Consider the following 16,524-nt stretch of genomic DNA (forward strand, 5'->3'; position numbering starts at 1 on the left):
GACACCCCCAATCTACCCAATTTTTACTTAACTTCCACCCACAACTCTCTGCGACATGAATCAATACGACGCCATCGTCATCGGCTCCGGCATCAGCGGAGGCTGGGCCGCAAAAGAACTCTGCGAACACGGCCTCACCACCCTCCTCCTCGAACGCGGCCGGCCCGTCGAACACCTCAAAGACTACCCCACCGCCACAAAGAATCCCTGGGACTTCCCGCACCGCGGCGACATGCCCGAAAAAGACCACGCCGAAAACCCGGTCGTCAATCGCTGCTACGCCTATGGCGAAGCCACCCAGCACTTCTTCGTAAAAGACAAGGCCCATCCCTATATACAGGAAAAACCCTTCGATTGGATCCGCGGCTACCAGGTCGGCGGCAAATCCCTCCTCTGGGCCCGCCAGACCCAACGCTGGAGCCCCTTCGAATTCGAAGGCCCCGCCCGCGACGGATTCGCCGTCCCCTGGCCCATCGGCTATCACGATCTCGCACCCTGGTACAGCCACGTCGAAAAATTCGCCGGCATCAGCGGCAACAAGGACAACCTCCCACAACTCCCCGATGGGGAATTCCTTCCGCCCTGGGAAATGAACTGCGTCGAAAAACACATCAGCGGGAAGATCATGCAGAAATACCCCGATCGCCCCGTGATCATCGGCCGCTGCGCCCACCTCACAAAACCCCAGCCCATTCACCTCGAACAAGGCCGCGGCCAATGCCAGGCCCGCTCCCTCTGCGAACGCGGCTGCCCCTTCGGCGGGTATTTCAACTCCAATTCCACCACCATCCCCTGGGCGCAACGCACCGGCAAGCTCACCCTGCAACCCTTCAGCGTCGTCCACTCGATCCTCTATGACGAAAAGAAAGGAAAAGCCACCGGCGTCCGCGTGATTGATGCCCGGACAAAGGCCGTCACCGAATACCAGGCACGCATCATCTTCGTCAACGCCGCCTGCCTCAACACCAATCTCATCCTCCTCAATTCGACATCAACCCGCTTCCCCAACGGCCTCGGCAACGACAACGGTCTCCTGGGACACTATATCGCCTTTCACAACTACCGGGGAAATGTAAGCGCCGAATTCGAGGGATTCCCTGACAGCTATTACTACGGCCGCCGGCCCACCGAAGTCTTCATACCTTCCTTCCGCAACCTGCACAAGCACGAGAACCTGGGCTTCCAGCGGGGCTATATGAGCTATTTCGGCGCCGGCCGCGCAGGCTGGCAGCAGGGCGATTACAAACCCGGAATCGGCCGCGAATTCAAAGACTCCATCACCGAACCCGGCCCCTGGTATGTATATATGGGGATGCAGGGCGAGACCATCCCGAAGTTCGAGAACCATGTCCGGCTCAGCCCCGACCAAAAAGACGAATGGGGCGTCCCCCAGCTAATCACCTCCGTCGCCTACGACGACAACGACGACAAAATGGCCGCCGATTTCGTCACCCAGGGCTCCGAAATGCTCGAAGCCGCAGGCTGCAAAAACATCAACGGCTTCAACAACCACCAGAACCCCGGCCTGGATATCCATGAAGTGGGCGGCGTCCGCATGGGCAAAGACCCAAAGACCTCCCTGCTGAACGAATGGAACCAACTCCACCACTGCAAGAACGTCTTCGTCACCGACGGCGCCTGCATGACCTCCACCGGCAACCAAAACCCATCCCTCACCTTCATGGCCCTGACGGCCCGCGCCGCCAACCACGCCGTTGAAGAACTGAAAAAACAAAACCTCTAACACTTGACCTCCCTGAAAAGCCCCTTCCTGCTGTCATCCTTTCTCTTTTTCGTTTTCGCCGCATCCGCCCAAACCGCAGAAGAATACGTCCAACAAGGTCTGGCAAAATACAATGCCGGCCAATATGCCGATGCTATCGCGTTATTCAACAAAGCTGTCGCATTGAAGCGGGATGATCAGGCGGCTATTTTTAACAGAGGCCTCGCCAAATACAAAATAGGTGACTCCACCGCCGAAGCCGATTTTTCAAGGGCGATTGTCCTCAATCCTGCTTTGGCCCAGGCTTATGTCGTGCGAGGTCAGATATTCCAGGACAAAAAAGATTACCGGGGGGCGTTTCAGGACTTCGACAAGGCGGTCCAACTAAAACCGGACTATTTTCCTGGCTACCTGGGGAGAGGCAATATCAGGATGCTGCTAAAGGACTATCAGGGAGCTATCGCCGATGAAGCCAAAGTGATCTCCCTCGACCCCAAGCATCCAGGAGCCTATTTGATCAAAGGGACATCGCAATACGCCATGCTGGACTATACGGCGGCGATCGGCACCCTCGATACATGCATCGGGTTCAACGATGCGCAATACCTGGGCGTCGCCTATCGTGTTCGTGGCCTGTCGGAAGTACATATTGGCAAGCAAGAAGCCGCCTGCAAGGACTTTGACAGGGCCATCGGGGCCGGTTATAAAAAAGCAGCGCAGGACAAAGCGGATTACTGTCATTAAAAAACAGGCCGTTCCCCGCCCCAGCCCGCCTACGGTCGGCTGAGGACGGGAAAAGCCGGTCGCACCGGCGTCACCACCGGATGCTCCTTCAGCTGCTGCATCGCCACCTGTATCGCCTTCTCCAACTGCGGATCCCGCCCCGCAATCACATCCGCCGGCGTCTGCTCCACCTCGATATCCGGCGCCACACCAACATTCTCCACCACAAACCCATCCTTCGTCCAGATCCCCACATTCGGCGCCGTCACCCCGCCACCGTCAAGGAACGGCGGAAACCCAAGAATACCCACAAGACCACCCCAGGTACGCTTGCCGACAATAGTCCCCAACCCGAACTTATGGAACATCCACGGCAGCATATCCCCGCCCGATCCCGCCGTCTCATCCGTGATCATCACGCGCGGCCCTTCGATGGTCGCAAAAGGAGACTTGAAATCCCGCCCATAACGCGTATGCCAATGCGCCTGGTAAGGCCTCGTCAGCAACCCGATATAATAATCCGCCAAGGCCCCACCCCCATTGAACCGCTCATCCACGATTATCGCCTGCCTCCCCGCCTGCGGGAAAAAATACCGCTTGAAATACTCATGACCCGCACCGGCCGTATTCGGCACATACACATACGCCACCTTCCCATCCGTCGCCGCCTCCACCTTCTTCAGGTTCCCTTCCACCCAATCCCGGTTCCGCAACGCATACTCATTGGCCACCGGCACCACCCTCACCACCCTCGACCCACTCCCTTCAGCATTGGGCCCGATCGTCAGCTCCACGATCTTACCCGCCGTATTCTCGAAGAAGGAATAAAAATTATCCGCCGCCTTCACCTCCTGCCCGTTCACCGCAAGGATATAATCCCCCACCCGGGCATTCACCCCCGGTTCGGTCAGCGGGGACCGAAGACTCGGATTCCAATTCAGCCCGCCGTAGATTTTTTTGATCCGCCAGCGCCCGCCGGCAATCTCGTAGTCGGCGCCCAGCAGTCCGCCGCTGATCGACCGGGCCACAAAGGGATGATCTCCCCCATTCGTGATCCGGTGATGCCCGATCCCCAACTCACTGCCCATCCACATGATCACCGTATTCAGATCATCCCGGCACGACAGATCAGGCAAAAACGCGGCATACTTCTTCTTCACCGCCGCCCAATCGACCCCATGCATGCCCGGATCATAGAAATAATCGCGGTTGATCCGCCACGCCTCATCATACATCTCCGCCCATTCTTTGACAGGGTCCACCGCCACCTGGATATCGACGGTAACCGGACTCTTCCCCGGCGCGGGTTTCTCCCCCGCATCGACGACCCAAAGGGTCTCGCCCTTAACGATCAGCATCTTCTTCCCATTCGCAGACAATTTATAACCCGAGATATCCAACAGCTCCTGGTCGCTACGCTTCTTCAGATCATACTTGTGCAACGATCCACCCCCATCAGGATTCTTCACAACATAATAAAGCACATCATTCTTCCCCACACTTAGCTGTTCCATATCGGCAGCCTTGATCGGCAGGTCAATGATCCGGTTTTGGATCCCCTCCCAATCGATCCGCACCTCCTCCGTCTTACCACCCGGAGCAGCCGCAGCCCCTGCCTTGGCCGCCGCCGTATCGGCCGCCTTCTCCTCATCATTCTCCTTCGCAAAAGGTGAAATGGTCTCCTTCTGCAAAGTCACAAGATAAATATTACTGGTGGCTCTCATGTCCTCGTTCGATTGATCAAACCAATTGATCACCGGCCCCGCATCCGTAGAAGCAAAGAAATAAAGGAATTTCCCCTTCGGATCAAACTTCGGCTCATCCACATCACTCAACCCATCGGTTACCGCATAGGACTTCCCTTCCGCGATCGAATACAGGTAGATCCGCCGGTACTGCGTCTCCGTTATTTTCGTATACGCCAGCCAACGCGAATCGGGCGACCAGTCCCCGCTCAGATCTCGGAATTCACCCGGACCATACAGCTCATCGCTATCCACTTTCCGCACCTCCCCGCTCGCCACATCGAGAATGTAAAGACTCCGCGAATTATCCGTAAACGAGAGTTTTTTACTATCAGGACTCCACCGCGTATTCGCATAAAAACCCGCACCCTTCAGCGGCAAAGTCCGCACCTGCCCCTTCCCATCCGCCGCCTGGATACAAAGCGCATTTTCACCCGAACCATCCGAAAAATAGGCGATCCATCTCCCATCCGGTGACCACGCAGGCGCCGTCTCATGAAAACCCGTCGAATGCGTCAGGTTGCGGTAGTCGCCCTTCTCAGCCGGCAGCGTCACGATATCCCCGCGAAAGTCGACAACCAGTCTCGCACCCGACGGCGAGATATCTCCGCTGCGGATATACCGGAACCCACTGGCATACCGGGTCCGTAACTCCAACAAGTCTGCAGCGATGCCGATAACCAGCCTTTTCTCCGCAGCAGCAGAGCCGCCGCCAAGATCGATCGTATGCAAATACCCCGCCTGCTCGAACACCAGCCGGCTCTCACTGCCCCCAAGCTCCAGCACGGGAAAATCGCCGAATTTCGTCAACGCCCGCACCTGCCTGCCGCCGAGATCATACGCATAGACGTTATACTCTCCGTCCCGGTCACTTCGGAAATAAACGGTATTCCCGATCCACACCGGTGAAAGATCATTGCACCCGCCGCTCGGCCTGGGAATCTCCTCCACCGAATGATCCTTGAAATTGAATAGCAGGATCCGGCTGCTCATTCCACCCCGGTAATGTTTCCATTCCCGCGAAGCATCCCCCAACGGCGTATACGCCATCCGGTTGCCGTCAGGCGAATAGGTTGCATAAAAGGCATTCGGAATAGGCAGCTCAGTCTCCGGCCCGCCCGCGACCGGAACAGTATATAGCTTCTGGTACCGCGCCGTAAACACCGCCCGCTGTGAAGCAAAAAGCACCGCCTTACCATCCCGCGTAAATCCCCGCACGATATCCGCGGAAGGATGCCAGGTCAATCGCTTCGGAACCCCACCCTCCACCGGGATCACGAACACATCCACATTTCCGTCATACTGCGCACTGAAGGCGATCCACTTTCCATCCGGTGAGAACACGGGGCTCGATTCGATCCCCTCACTCACCGTCAGCCGCCGCGGCTGCGACCCGTCCACATTGGCCACCCAAAGGTCCTGGGCATAGATAAAGGCGATATGGTCGGCACTGACCGCCGGCTGGGAAAGCATACGCGTGTCTTTGGTATCCATCGCCAGGCTCAGCAGCGGAGCGCCCAGCAGCACACACAGCAGGATAAACAGGGGTTTGCTTCTCATAAAGATTAGTTGAATAAATTTCTATAAGTTACGTCAAATAATGATCCCATGTCCACCCTTTTCCCACCCATAAAAAGGAAGCTTTGCTGCCAATCTGGCCGGCTATAAAAAGCGGCACAAACCTATGCCGCTATAAAAGAATATTCCCGCCAACATCCCCTCCTCTTCTGGACCGCTCACGATCCCGCTATTATTTGATCACCGCCACGCCATTGACCCGCAGATTCCTCCAGTCCCCGTCAGACCCATTCCCAACCCAGAACCCGGTCAATTTCCCGCCACTACGCACCAGCGGCTTCACCACCAGGCTCGGCTTCGAATTGCCGTTGACAAAAACCTCGATCTTCTCCGCGGTCACGGCGATCTTCGCATGGAACCAATCGTTGGGATCGGGCACCGGATCCACCGGCTGCTCGTATTTGTTGGGATATTTCTCCCGCAACACCGGCCAGTCAAAATTCGGATTGGCAATATATTGCACCGCATGCCCCTTTCTCACTGCATCGGGCGACCGGAAATTGAAAGGCCGGAAATAGACCGCCTCGTAAGTGCTATCGTTCACCCCATGAAAAGCAAACCCCACAAAGCTCTGTTGCTGCACATTCTTTCCCTTGATATCGAATTCGATCGTCCCCTCCGTAAAGGCCAGTCCCTTGATCCAGGCCATCCCCGCCCTCTCCGCAGCATTCAGGTAAATATTCCCCTTTCCGTCATCCGTAATTCGTCGGTTCACGACCGTATATCCCGTCTTCTGGCCGAAAGCAGTCAGACCCACAACAATTAAACAAAGAAGGAATGGCATTCTTTTCATATGTTAGCTTTTCGTAAAAATCGGAAAAAACACGTAACTGACCCATGATTAAGCCCATCTTAACATTCTTCCTTGCTCTGACCCTTACCTGCTCGTATAGCCAAACCTGGATCCGCATCAATCAACTCGGTTATGCCCCCGACGGCGGGAAAACAGCCGTCCTCGCCGCCAAAGCCCCCCTCCACGAAGCAACGTTCGAACTCATCGACGCAACCACTCACCATACCGTATTTAGCGCTCCCACCGGCAGATCCTTCGGCAGCTATGGCCCCTTCGCCGACACCCGCCGCCTGGACTTCTCCGTCTTCAAAAGGCCCGGGCATTATTATGTAAAGGTTGGCGCCACTGTTTCCCCCAGCTTCAAAATTCACCGCGAAGTCTATGATGGCGCCGCGGATTTCTGCCTCCGCTACCTGCGCCAGCAACGCAGCGGGTTCAACCCTTTCCTGAAGGATTCCTGTCATACCCATGACGGTTATACCCTTTATGCCCCCGTTCGCGATAGCACGCATATTGATGTGGTGGGTGGCTGGCATGATGCGAGTGACTATCTGCAATATTCCACCACTACCGCCAACGCCGTCTATCACCTCCTGGCCGCCTGGCGCGACTTCCCCGGCGCCTTCGGGGACAGCAAACAAGCCAACGGCCTCAACGGCGCCAACCGCATCCCCGACGTTCTCGACGAAGCGAAATGGGGCCTGGACTGGCTGCTGAAAATGCACCCCCGCCCGGACTGGATCTTCAACCAGCTGGGGGACGACCGCGACCATCGCGGCATGCGCATCCCAAAAGAAGACACCAACTACTACGGCCGGGGCCTCGAACGCCCGGTCTATTTCTGCACCGGCCTCCCCCAGGTGAGGGGCAAATTCATGAATCAATCCACCGGCGTCGCCTCCACGGCCGGCAAATTCGCCGCCGCCTTCGCCCTCGGCAGCCGTTTGCTGGCCCCGATCGATAGCACCTACGCCAGGTCCCTCAACCAACACGCCACCACAGCCCTGCAGCTCGGCCTCGATAAACCCGGCGTCTGCCAAACCGCCTCCGTCCTCTCACCCTACATATACGCGGAAGACAACTGGACCGACGACATGGAGCTCGCAACCGCCGCCCTGGCCCAGCCCGACAAAGCCTGGCAATACGCTCAACAGGAAAAGATCACCCCCTGGCTCGGCAACGACACCGCCAAACACTATCAATGGTATCCTTTTATCAATTTGGGTCACTATGAACTCGCCAGGCAGCTCACGGGAACCCGCCGCGATTCCCTCATCGCCTGGTACCGCGAAGGCATCGACCGCGTCTGGCAAAAGGCAAAGACAAACGCCTTCTATCACCACATCCCCTTTATCTGGTGCAGCAACAACCTCACCGTCAGCTTCGCCATCCAATGCTACTGGTACCGCCGCCTAACCGGCGATAAGAAATATCAGCCCCTCGAGCAGGCAGCCGTAGATTGGATCTTCGGCTGCAACCCCTGGGGCACCAGCATGGTCTATGGACTTCCGGCGGACGGCGATTACCCCTCCGACCCCCACTCCGCCTTCACTCACCTGAAGAACTACCCCATAGATGGAGGCCTCGTAGATGGACCGGTATACACATCCATCTACGATCATCTCATCGGTATCCGCCTCACCCACGATGATCCATATAAAGAATTCCAGAGCAATCTCGCCGTCTACCACGACGACTACGGCGACTACAGCACCAACGAACCCACCATGGACGGAACGGCCTCCCTCGTCTATCTCCTCGCCGCCCAGCAAGACCAGGCAGAACATTTCACTGTTTCACACGGCGCCATCCTCCGGGGCGACTCCACCCGCAAAACAGTGGCCCTCGTCTTCACCGGCGACGAATTCGGCGACGGCCTGGCAACAATCACAAAGGCACTGAACAAACACAAGGTTTCTGGTTCCTTCTTCTTCACCGGCCGCTTCTATAGCAACCCCGCCTTCCAGCCCGCAATAAAAGAATTACACCGCCAACACCACTATCTCGGCCCCCACTCCAACCAACACCTGCTATACGCCGACTGGACCCGTCGCGACAGCACCCTGATCACCGCGGACAGCTTCTACACCGATCTCCAACACAACCTCGCCGCCATCAAGGCCCTCGGCATCGACACCACCGGCCCCCATTATTTTATTCCCCCCTACGAATGGTGGAACGACACCATCGCCGCCTGGACCCGCGCCGCCGGCTGGCAACTGATCAACTTTACCCCCGGCATCCGCACAAACGCCGATTATACCTACCCCGAAATGGGCAACAGCTATCTCCCAGGTGACAAGATCCTCCAAAGTCTCGAACAATACCGCACCACCCGCCCCGCCGGCCTCAACGGCGCCATCATCCTCATCCACGCCGGCACCGACCCCCGCCGCAAGGACAAGCTCTATAACCACCTCGACCAGCTCCTCACCTGGCTGCAATCTAATGGTTATCAATGCGTGTCCATTCCGATGTTATTTAATTTTCAATAAATATTGAAAGTTCAATAACGAATCCCTACCTTCGTACCACAAAACGACACAGCATGAAAACGCTCAAAAACCACCTCATCCTCTACGACGCCGAATGCCCGATGTGCAGCCTCTACACCCGCGCCTTCACCACCACCGGCATGCTCGACCCCAACGGCCGCGCCCCCTACCAGGACATGCCCGAATTCGCCTGCCCACTCGTCCATCGCCAGCGCTCCGTCGACGAGATCGCCCTAATCGATAAAACCACCGGCGAAGTCCGCTATGGCATCGACAGCCTCTTCGCCATCATTGGCAGCTCCTTTCCGATCTTCAAACCCCTCTTCGCCAACAAAGCCTTCCACTGGGCGATGCGCAAGCTCTACGCACTCATCTCCTATAACCGCAAAGTCATTATCCCGGCCCCCAAAACCGCCACCCCCGGAATCCAGCCCACGTTCAAACTCCCCTACCGCCTCGCCTGGCTCCTGTTCTCCGCCATGATCGCCGGCGGCGTCCTCACCGCATATACAAAACTCCTCACCGGCTGGGTGCCAACCGGCAACCCCTGGCGCGAATACGCCATTTGCGGCGGCCAAATCCTCTTCCAGGGCGCCATCGTCACCACCATCGCCCCATCCAAAAAATGGGACTATCTCGGCAACATGATGACCATCTCCCTCGCCGGCGCCCTCCTCCTCCTACCCATGCTCGCCGCCACAACCCTGATCCACCTTAGCCCCCTCATCCCCGCGGCATATTTCGTCCTCGTCGTTGCGCTCATGCTCCTCGAACACCTCCGCCGCACAAAACTTCTGTCCTTCAACCGAACCCTGACCATCACCTGGATCGCCTATCGCGCCGCACTCCTGTTGCTCATCGAAATAGCGTAACTTAGAGTAACATTCTCCCCTTCCCCGCGACGAATCTTTTCAAACCCATTCTATGCAACAAACCAGAAGAGATTTCATCCGCACCGTCGGCACCCTCACTATCGGATTCTGCCTGACAGGCGAAGCCACCATCTGGCCCTCGCCAACCCAGACGCTCCCTGGCGACCTCCGGGAAAATCCCCGAATCAATGCCTGGCTCGAGATCCTCGCCGACGGCCACGTCCGCGTCCTCACCGGCAAGATCGAGCTCGGCCAGGGCATCCGCACCGCCGTCGCCCAGATGGCCGCCGAAGAACTCGATCTCGACATGAGCCAGGTAGAGGTCCTCCTCGCAGAAACAGGCCGCACTCCCGACGAAGGATACACCGCCGGCAGCAACTCCATCGAAGCCAGCGCCATCGCCGTCCGCTACGCCGCAGCCGCCGCCCGCCAAAAACTGATCCAGCTCGCCGCCCAAAAATGGAACACGCCCGCCGACCGTCTCGAATTCGCCAAAGGCGTCATCACGGACAAGACCGGTCACCGCAACGCCACCCTCGCGGAGATCCTCGACAACCGACAGATCACCGACGAGGTCCGTATGCCCGTTACCCTAAAGCAGAAGGAAAAATATCAATACATCGGCAAAGCTGTTCCCCGCGACGACGTAAAACGCATCGTCACCGGTCAGCCGGTCTACGTCCACGATCTCGAATTCCCAAACATGCTCCACGCCCGAGTCATTCATCCACCTGTTTATGGCGCGCAAATAAATGCCTTCGATCAACAGTCAGTAAAGAGCAAACTTCCGGACATCACCCTCACCGTCAACGGCAGCTTCCTCGCCGTTCTCGCACCCACCGAGTACTCCGTCATAAAAGCCCACGACGTCGTACAGAACGCCGTCAAATGGTCATCGCCCGAGCCCCTTCCCGACATCCAACCCGCCCATCTCCCCGCCTACCTGCGAACCCTCCCGGTACAAACCGAACGGGTAACCGAAAAAGGAGATACCACGCCTTTAAAACACAACGCAACCCTAAAAGCCACCTACTTCAAACCCTATATCATGCACGGCGCCATCGGCCCCTCCTGTGCCGTCGCACATTACGAAAATGGCAAACTCGACATCTGGAGCCACAGCCAGGGCGTCTACCCACTGCGCGAGACCATCGCCGCATTATTACACCTTTCCCCCGATGACATCCACGTAAAAGGCACTCCCGGCTCCGGCTGCTATGGCCACAACGGCGCCGACGACGCAGCCGCCGAAGCCGCCCTGCTGGCCGTCGCCAATCCCGGCAGGCACATCAGGGTCCAATGGTCAAGGGAGGACGAACACGGCTGGGAACCCTATGGCAGTGCTATGCTCATGGACCTCGAAGCCATCGTACTTCCGTCCGGCAAGATCACCCATTGGAATTATGCCCTGCGCTCGGATACCCACGGCACCCGCCCTGGCGGCAACCCCGCCAATCTGCTGCCGGCACACTATATCGAAAACCCCATCGCCCAAAAACCATCGGGGTACAGCGGCGGCGCCTACCGCAACGCAGAACCCTATTACGCCATCCCCAACCGCCTCGTCGAAGCCCACTTCTTCACCGGTCCCCTGCGCGCCTCCTCCCTGCGTAGCCTCGGCGCCTATGCCAACATCTACGCCATCGAATCCTTCATGGACGAGCTCGCCGGACAAGTCCACATCGACCCCATCGAATTCCGCCTCCAAAACCTCGACGATCCCCGCGCAAAGGAAGTCCTCCTTCAACTGCAAAAACAAATTCCCCCCAACCAACAGGACATCGGCATCGCCTTCTCCCGTTACAAAAATTCCGGCGCCTACTGCGCCGTCGCCGCCCAGTCATCCATCAACAAGTCCACCGGCGCTCCGACAATAAAGAAAATGTGGGCCGTCATCGACGCCGGCGAAGTCATTAACCTCGACGGAATAAAGAACCAGATCGAAGGCGGCATGATCCAATCCGCCAGCTGGACCCTCTACGAACAGGTCCTATTCAATAAAGACAAGATCACCAGCCGCGCCTGGTCCACCTATCCCGTCATGCACATCAACCAGGCCCCCGAAGTCGCCGTCACCGTCATCGACCGTCCCGACCAACCACCCTTCGGCGCCGGTGAAGCCGCCCAGGGACCCGCCGCCGCCGCCATCGTCAACGCGATCCACAAAGCCTGCGGCCAACGCATCCGCATGCTCCCGGTAGGGAAAATACAAACACCCCGGCCGGCATGAGCCCCCGCCCAACCTTTTGGCTCACCCGTTTCCTCATACTCCGCCTCCTCGGAGCCGTCTACGCCATCGCATTTCTCGCAGCCATCAACCAGGTCCTCCCCCTCATCGGCTCCCATGGCCTCCTCCCCGCCGACACCTTTATTCACCGCATCAGCAATTCCATCGGTTCCACCACCGGGTTCCTTCGCCTTCCCTCGATCTTCTGGTTCAGTCATTCCGACACCACCCTCCTCTCCGCCGCCTGGCTCGGCTTCCTGCTGTCCCTTCTCGTCACCGCAGGCTACGCCAACGCGATCATCATGACCACCCTTTGGGCACTATACATGTCCTTCGTCAACATCGGCCAGGAATGGTACGGCTACGGCTGGGAGATCCAGCTTCTCGAAACCGGCTTCCTCGCCATCTTCCTCTGCCCGCTGCTAAACATCCGCCCCTTCCCAAAACAACCTCCACCCACGCCCATCATCGTCCTCTTTCAATGGCTCATTTGCCGGATCATGCTCGGCGCCGGTTTGATAAAACTTCGTGGTGATGTAGTATGGCGAAACGCCACGGCCCTTTATTATCACTTCGAGACGCAACCGATCCCCGGCCCTCTGAGCCGCTGGTTTCACTTCCTTCCCCACGGGATACTAAAAGGCGGCGTCTACTTCAACTGGCTCGCCGAAGGCATCGCACCGTTCTTCGCCTTTGGGCCCCGCATCGCCCGCCACATCGCCGGCGTCATCATGATCCTCCTTCAAATCGTCCTCATCCTCAGCGGCAATCTCTCCTTTCTCAACTGGCTCACCATCGTCCCCGCCCTCGCCTGCTTCGACGACGGCTTCTGGGCAAACATCCTCCCAAAAAGCCTCGTCCAAAAAGCCACAACAGCCCAATCAACCGCGGAACCCTCGAGACCCATGACCGTAACCGCCTGGGTGATCACCGCCATCATCGGCCTCCTCAGCATCCAACCCATCCTCAATATGCTCTCACCCGAACAGATCATGAATACCTCCTTCGATCCCCTTAACCTCGTCAACACTTACGGCGCCTTCGGTTCCGTCGGTAAACAACGCCTCAACATCGTATTCGAAGGCACCGCCGACAGCATCCCCACCGACAGCGCCCATTGGATCGAATATGACTACAAAGCCCTGCCCGTAGCCCTCGACAAACGCCCTCCCCAGGTCGCCCCCTACCAGCCCCGCCTCGACTGGCAAATGTGGTTCGCCTCCATGTCCACCCCGGACGAGTACCCCTGGACGCTCACGCTCATCAAGCAGCTCCTCCATAACGACCCCGGCGCCCTCAGCCTCTTCGCCGGCAACCCCTTCCCCACCAAGCCCCCCCTCTACATCCGCGCGATCCTCTACCGCTACTCCTTCGCACGACCCGGTAATCCCCAGCACCGCTGGTGGAACAGAACACGACTCGGCGCCCCATGGCTCCCCGCCATGGCCGCCGACGATCCCCGATTGTCCCCATACTGAAATAGTTAATGCGCCACCTTGATATACCCCCATCCCTCCCGCTGCTTCGTCAATATCTCATAGATCCCATCCGGAACCACCTCCACACCCGGCACCAATTGATCGGTCGAGATATTGTTCCGCTTCATCGTCATCGCGCATACTTTGAATTTCGCTTTCCCGTCCGCGATCAGTTTTTGCACCGCACTCTCCTGCGCCGAACGGCCCCGCACCGCCAGATCCAGCCCCTGCCCATAGATCACCACCTCCAATTGAGCCTCCGGATTGGCATTTCGGATAAGCCCGATCTCCCGGACCACCGTCTGCTGGTTGATCGTATCCCTGCTCGTCAGGTCAAAGACCACTCGGTAATCGTTGGATTGCGCATACGCTGTCGCCATCAACAGCATACACAAGCCGCTGAAGAAAATAGGCTTGTTCATAAAGAAGTTTTGCGGGTAAAGTTACACCCGGGACAGGCCTCCTCAATAGCATGTTTGGGGGGTATCTACCGCTTTAGAAGCGTCCGCTCGTCTTGAGTTAACTTGCTCTCATCCGGCACATAGCCCGGATCAGGCATATACCAGGGCTGGCGCGAATAGTAGGCTTGGATCTCCCGCGACTTGAAGATGTATCCCCTCCGGGCAAAAGGCAGGTTATGCAGGATTTTCTTTGAGAGTTCATCCGACGCCTGGCCAACATATACGTCTTCGACGGAAAAGGAGAGACTATCCACCCGGGAGTCGAATTTGACTTCCCCATCGCCCGTATGCTTGCCCAATGTCTTGCTATAATAGGTATACTGACTCGGACACACGATCGAAAGCTCACCATCCGGCCGGAAATTCGTTTTTTTGAAAACCAGCCCGCCACTACGAACAAAGAAATCCGCCTTATCCACCGAGTCATATTCTTCACGTGAATACGGCCGGTCAAAACTTTTTCCGGATCCGGTCATCGTCCACTCGGCAGCATGACTAAAAAAACTTCGCGGTATCACCAGTTCCTGGATATCTCCCATCTCGATCTGCAAAGTAAAGTCATCGATCTGCCGGTTCGCCCACCTCTTCGCCGCAGTAAGCACATACAATAGACTATAATGTTCGACGACCGAGCTGGATAGATCGACAGTATAAGTATGCGTCAAAATATTCAAACCTTTACGAAACAGCGCCTTGAAATGATACACATAAAAAAAACTGGCATCCTCGACTTCCTTCGTAGCCTGTGCAAGGGTTATTGCCTTGATCTTTCCCTCCCGGTAATAACTCTTGTCCCGTACAAGTGCCACCTTCCACGGCACATTGGCGCCATTCAGGTTCACTGTAAACCGGTCGATATACGGCTGTCCGTCGGCCCTGGGAGTTGCATCGACATCTCCGGCGGGCGAATAGGCCTCAAAACCAACCTCGATCGTCTTGTCGTCTTTTGGATTGAAAAACTCGTAATAAACCGTTATTTGTGCTTGCCGGTCGGCAATCCGCTTGATCGCCAAGATCTCCTTCCGCACAGAAATATCCGTCTCATACATCGGGATCAATTGATTGCCGTTGACGCGAAAGGCGCCATCATTCGCAAAACAAAAAACAGGCAGCAGGAGCAGGGGAAGCAGGGCTTTCATAGACCCCAAGATATCCTAAAAGTTGATTCAGACCAACCAAATCACCCAAAGTTTAACCCTTATACATAAAATTTTGAAAAATAGTACGAATGGAAAATTTTCCCTACCCCCGGATTAAACCAGCATTAAAAACCCCGATCTACCTCTACTACTACAACGTTAAAATTTACAAACATGAAAACGAGATTCATCATCTCGCTGGCGACACTCACTGTCGTCGCCGGCCTCATCATTGCTTGCAACAAAAGCAATTCCGCAACGGGTGGCAACAACTCCAACAGCACCGCCCCCAACAACAGTACTACACAGGTAGAGACCCAGGCCGATGACGAAAGCCAGGTCAACACCGAACTGAACACGGCCGAAAACGACATCAACAACTCCCTGAACACAAGCGCAGCCTTCAATGGCGTAGGCACGACCAGCGCCGCCAATGGACTCCAAACCGATGGCGCAGGCGGCCTCCAGATCCTCTACAACCTCTGCGATGCCACCGTAACCACTGATACGGCGAATGGCCAGCGCGAGCTGATCATCACCTACAACGGCCTCGGCTGCGCAGGCCATCGTACCCGCACGGGTGTCATCACCATCTCGATCCCCATCGGTACCCATTGGAAAGACAAAGGCGCCGTGGTCACCGTAAGCATCGACAACCTCAAGATCACCCGCATCCGGGACCAGAAGACGATCATCATCAATGGCGCTTACAAATTTACAAACGTCACCGGCGGCCTGCTTCGTGATCTCGCCAGTCTCGGCACCATCACCCATACCGTCACCGCCGACAACCTCACGGTTCAATTCGCCGACAGCGCAACCCGCACCTGGAGCGTAGCCAAACAACGGGTATTCACCTACAACAATGGCGTCGTCATCACCACAACCGGCACACACTCCGACGGCACCAACAACAACGTCGCCGTCTGGGGAACCACCCGCTTCGGCAATTCCTTCGAAACCCTCATCGTACAACCCCTCGTCATCGAGCAGGACTGCGACTGGCGCCTGACCAGCGGTGAGACCGAAACCATCCGCAAAGCCGTTACCCTAGATATCACCTATGGTCTCGACTCCAGCGGCAACCCCACCTCCTGTCCCGGCACCGGCTACTACTATTACAAAGCCGTATGGACTATTGGTAACAAGACTTACACCTTCATCGCACCCTATTGATCGTGCTCTTAGTTTTCATCCATAGGTCGTTCCGGGTCGGGGACGACCTTTTATTTTCTCCCCCGCCGTATAAGCCCAACCCAAACCTCATACCCCGGCCGATGAACCGGTTGA

General features: G+C 56.9%; 11 protein-coding genes. 7 read left to right on the forward strand and 4 right to left on the reverse strand.

All coding sequences use genetic code 11. The features are described 5' to 3' along the window. Positions 1–55: 55 nt before the first annotated feature. Positions 56–1,744 carry a GMC family oxidoreductase gene (locus VHE34_RS12400; protein WP_325588291.1) on the forward strand — a complete coding sequence of 563 codons (1,689 nt, stop codon included), beginning with the start codon at positions 56–58 and terminating at the stop codon, positions 1,742–1,744. A gap of 3 nt (positions 1,745–1,747) precedes the next feature. Continuing rightward, positions 1,748–2,467 carry a tetratricopeptide repeat protein gene (locus tag VHE34_RS12405; RefSeq protein ID WP_325588293.1) on the forward strand — a complete coding sequence of 240 codons (720 nt, stop codon included), beginning with the start codon at positions 1,748–1,750 and terminating at the stop codon, positions 2,465–2,467. Positions 2,468–2,496: 29 nt separating this feature from the next. On the opposite strand, the gene VHE34_RS12410 is transcribed toward VHE34_RS12405, so the two are convergent. Both VHE34_RS12410 and VHE34_RS12415 read right to left on the reverse strand, forming a co-directional pair. Further along, positions 2,497–5,751 carry a S41 family peptidase gene (locus tag VHE34_RS12410; RefSeq protein ID WP_325588295.1) on the reverse strand — a complete coding sequence of 1,085 codons (3,255 nt, stop codon included), beginning with the start codon at positions 5,749–5,751 and terminating at the stop codon, positions 2,497–2,499. 190 nt (positions 5,752–5,941) lie between these two features. Further along, positions 5,942–6,562: a hypothetical protein gene (locus VHE34_RS12415; RefSeq protein ID WP_325588297.1), complete on the reverse strand. Its 621-nt coding sequence runs from the start codon at positions 6,560–6,562 to the stop codon at positions 5,942–5,944. Between the two features lie 44 nt (positions 6,563–6,606). Between VHE34_RS12415 and VHE34_RS12420 the strand changes: the two genes are divergently transcribed. The 4 genes from VHE34_RS12420 to VHE34_RS12435 are packed head-to-tail and all read left to right on the forward strand — an operon-like array spanning position 6,607 to position 13,634. Next, on the forward strand, positions 6,607–9,057 hold the full coding sequence (locus VHE34_RS12420) for a glycoside hydrolase family 9 protein (RefSeq protein ID WP_325588298.1): 2,451 nt from the start codon (positions 6,607–6,609) through the stop codon (positions 9,055–9,057). Positions 9,058–9,110: 53 nt separating this feature from the next. Then, entirely contained in the window at positions 9,111–9,929 is an 819-nt protein-coding gene (locus VHE34_RS12425; RefSeq protein WP_325588300.1) for a hypothetical protein, read from the forward strand. A 52-nt stretch (positions 9,930–9,981) separates the two neighbouring features. Beyond that, positions 9,982–12,159 (forward strand): molybdopterin cofactor-binding domain-containing protein, encoded by a 2,178-nt coding sequence (locus VHE34_RS12430; protein ID WP_325588302.1) that lies wholly within the window; start codon positions 9,982–9,984, stop codon positions 12,157–12,159. Further along, positions 12,156–13,634, forward strand: a complete 1,479-nt coding sequence (locus VHE34_RS12435; protein WP_325588304.1) for a lipase maturation factor family protein — start codon at positions 12,156–12,158, stop codon at positions 13,632–13,634. The genes VHE34_RS12430 and VHE34_RS12435 overlap by 4 nt, the downstream gene beginning before the upstream one ends. 5 nt (positions 13,635–13,639) lie before the next feature. Here VHE34_RS12435 and VHE34_RS12440 read toward each other — a convergent pair whose 3' ends face one another. Both VHE34_RS12440 and VHE34_RS12445 read right to left on the reverse strand, forming a co-directional pair. Next, the gene (locus tag VHE34_RS12440) at positions 13,640–14,056 is read right to left on the reverse strand and encodes a DsrE family protein (RefSeq protein ID WP_325588306.1); all 417 of its coding nucleotides are present in this window, start codon (positions 14,054–14,056) and stop codon (positions 13,640–13,642) included. Positions 14,057–14,121: 65 nt separating this feature from the next. Further along, positions 14,122–15,234 carry a YARHG domain-containing protein gene (locus VHE34_RS12445; protein ID WP_325588308.1) on the reverse strand — a complete coding sequence of 371 codons (1,113 nt, stop codon included), beginning with the start codon at positions 15,232–15,234 and terminating at the stop codon, positions 14,122–14,124. 174 nt (positions 15,235–15,408) lie between these two features. Here VHE34_RS12445 and VHE34_RS12450 point away from each other — a divergent pair, with 174 nt between their 5' ends. Beyond that, the gene (locus tag VHE34_RS12450; protein ID WP_325588310.1) at positions 15,409–16,410 is read left to right on the forward strand and encodes a hypothetical protein; all 1,002 of its coding nucleotides are present in this window, start codon (positions 15,409–15,411) and stop codon (positions 16,408–16,410) included. Positions 16,411–16,524 lie beyond the last annotated feature (114 nt).

It is taken from the genome of Puia sp. (assembly GCF_035546395.1).
Classification (GTDB): Bacteria; Bacteroidota; Bacteroidia; order Chitinophagales; family Chitinophagaceae; genus Puia.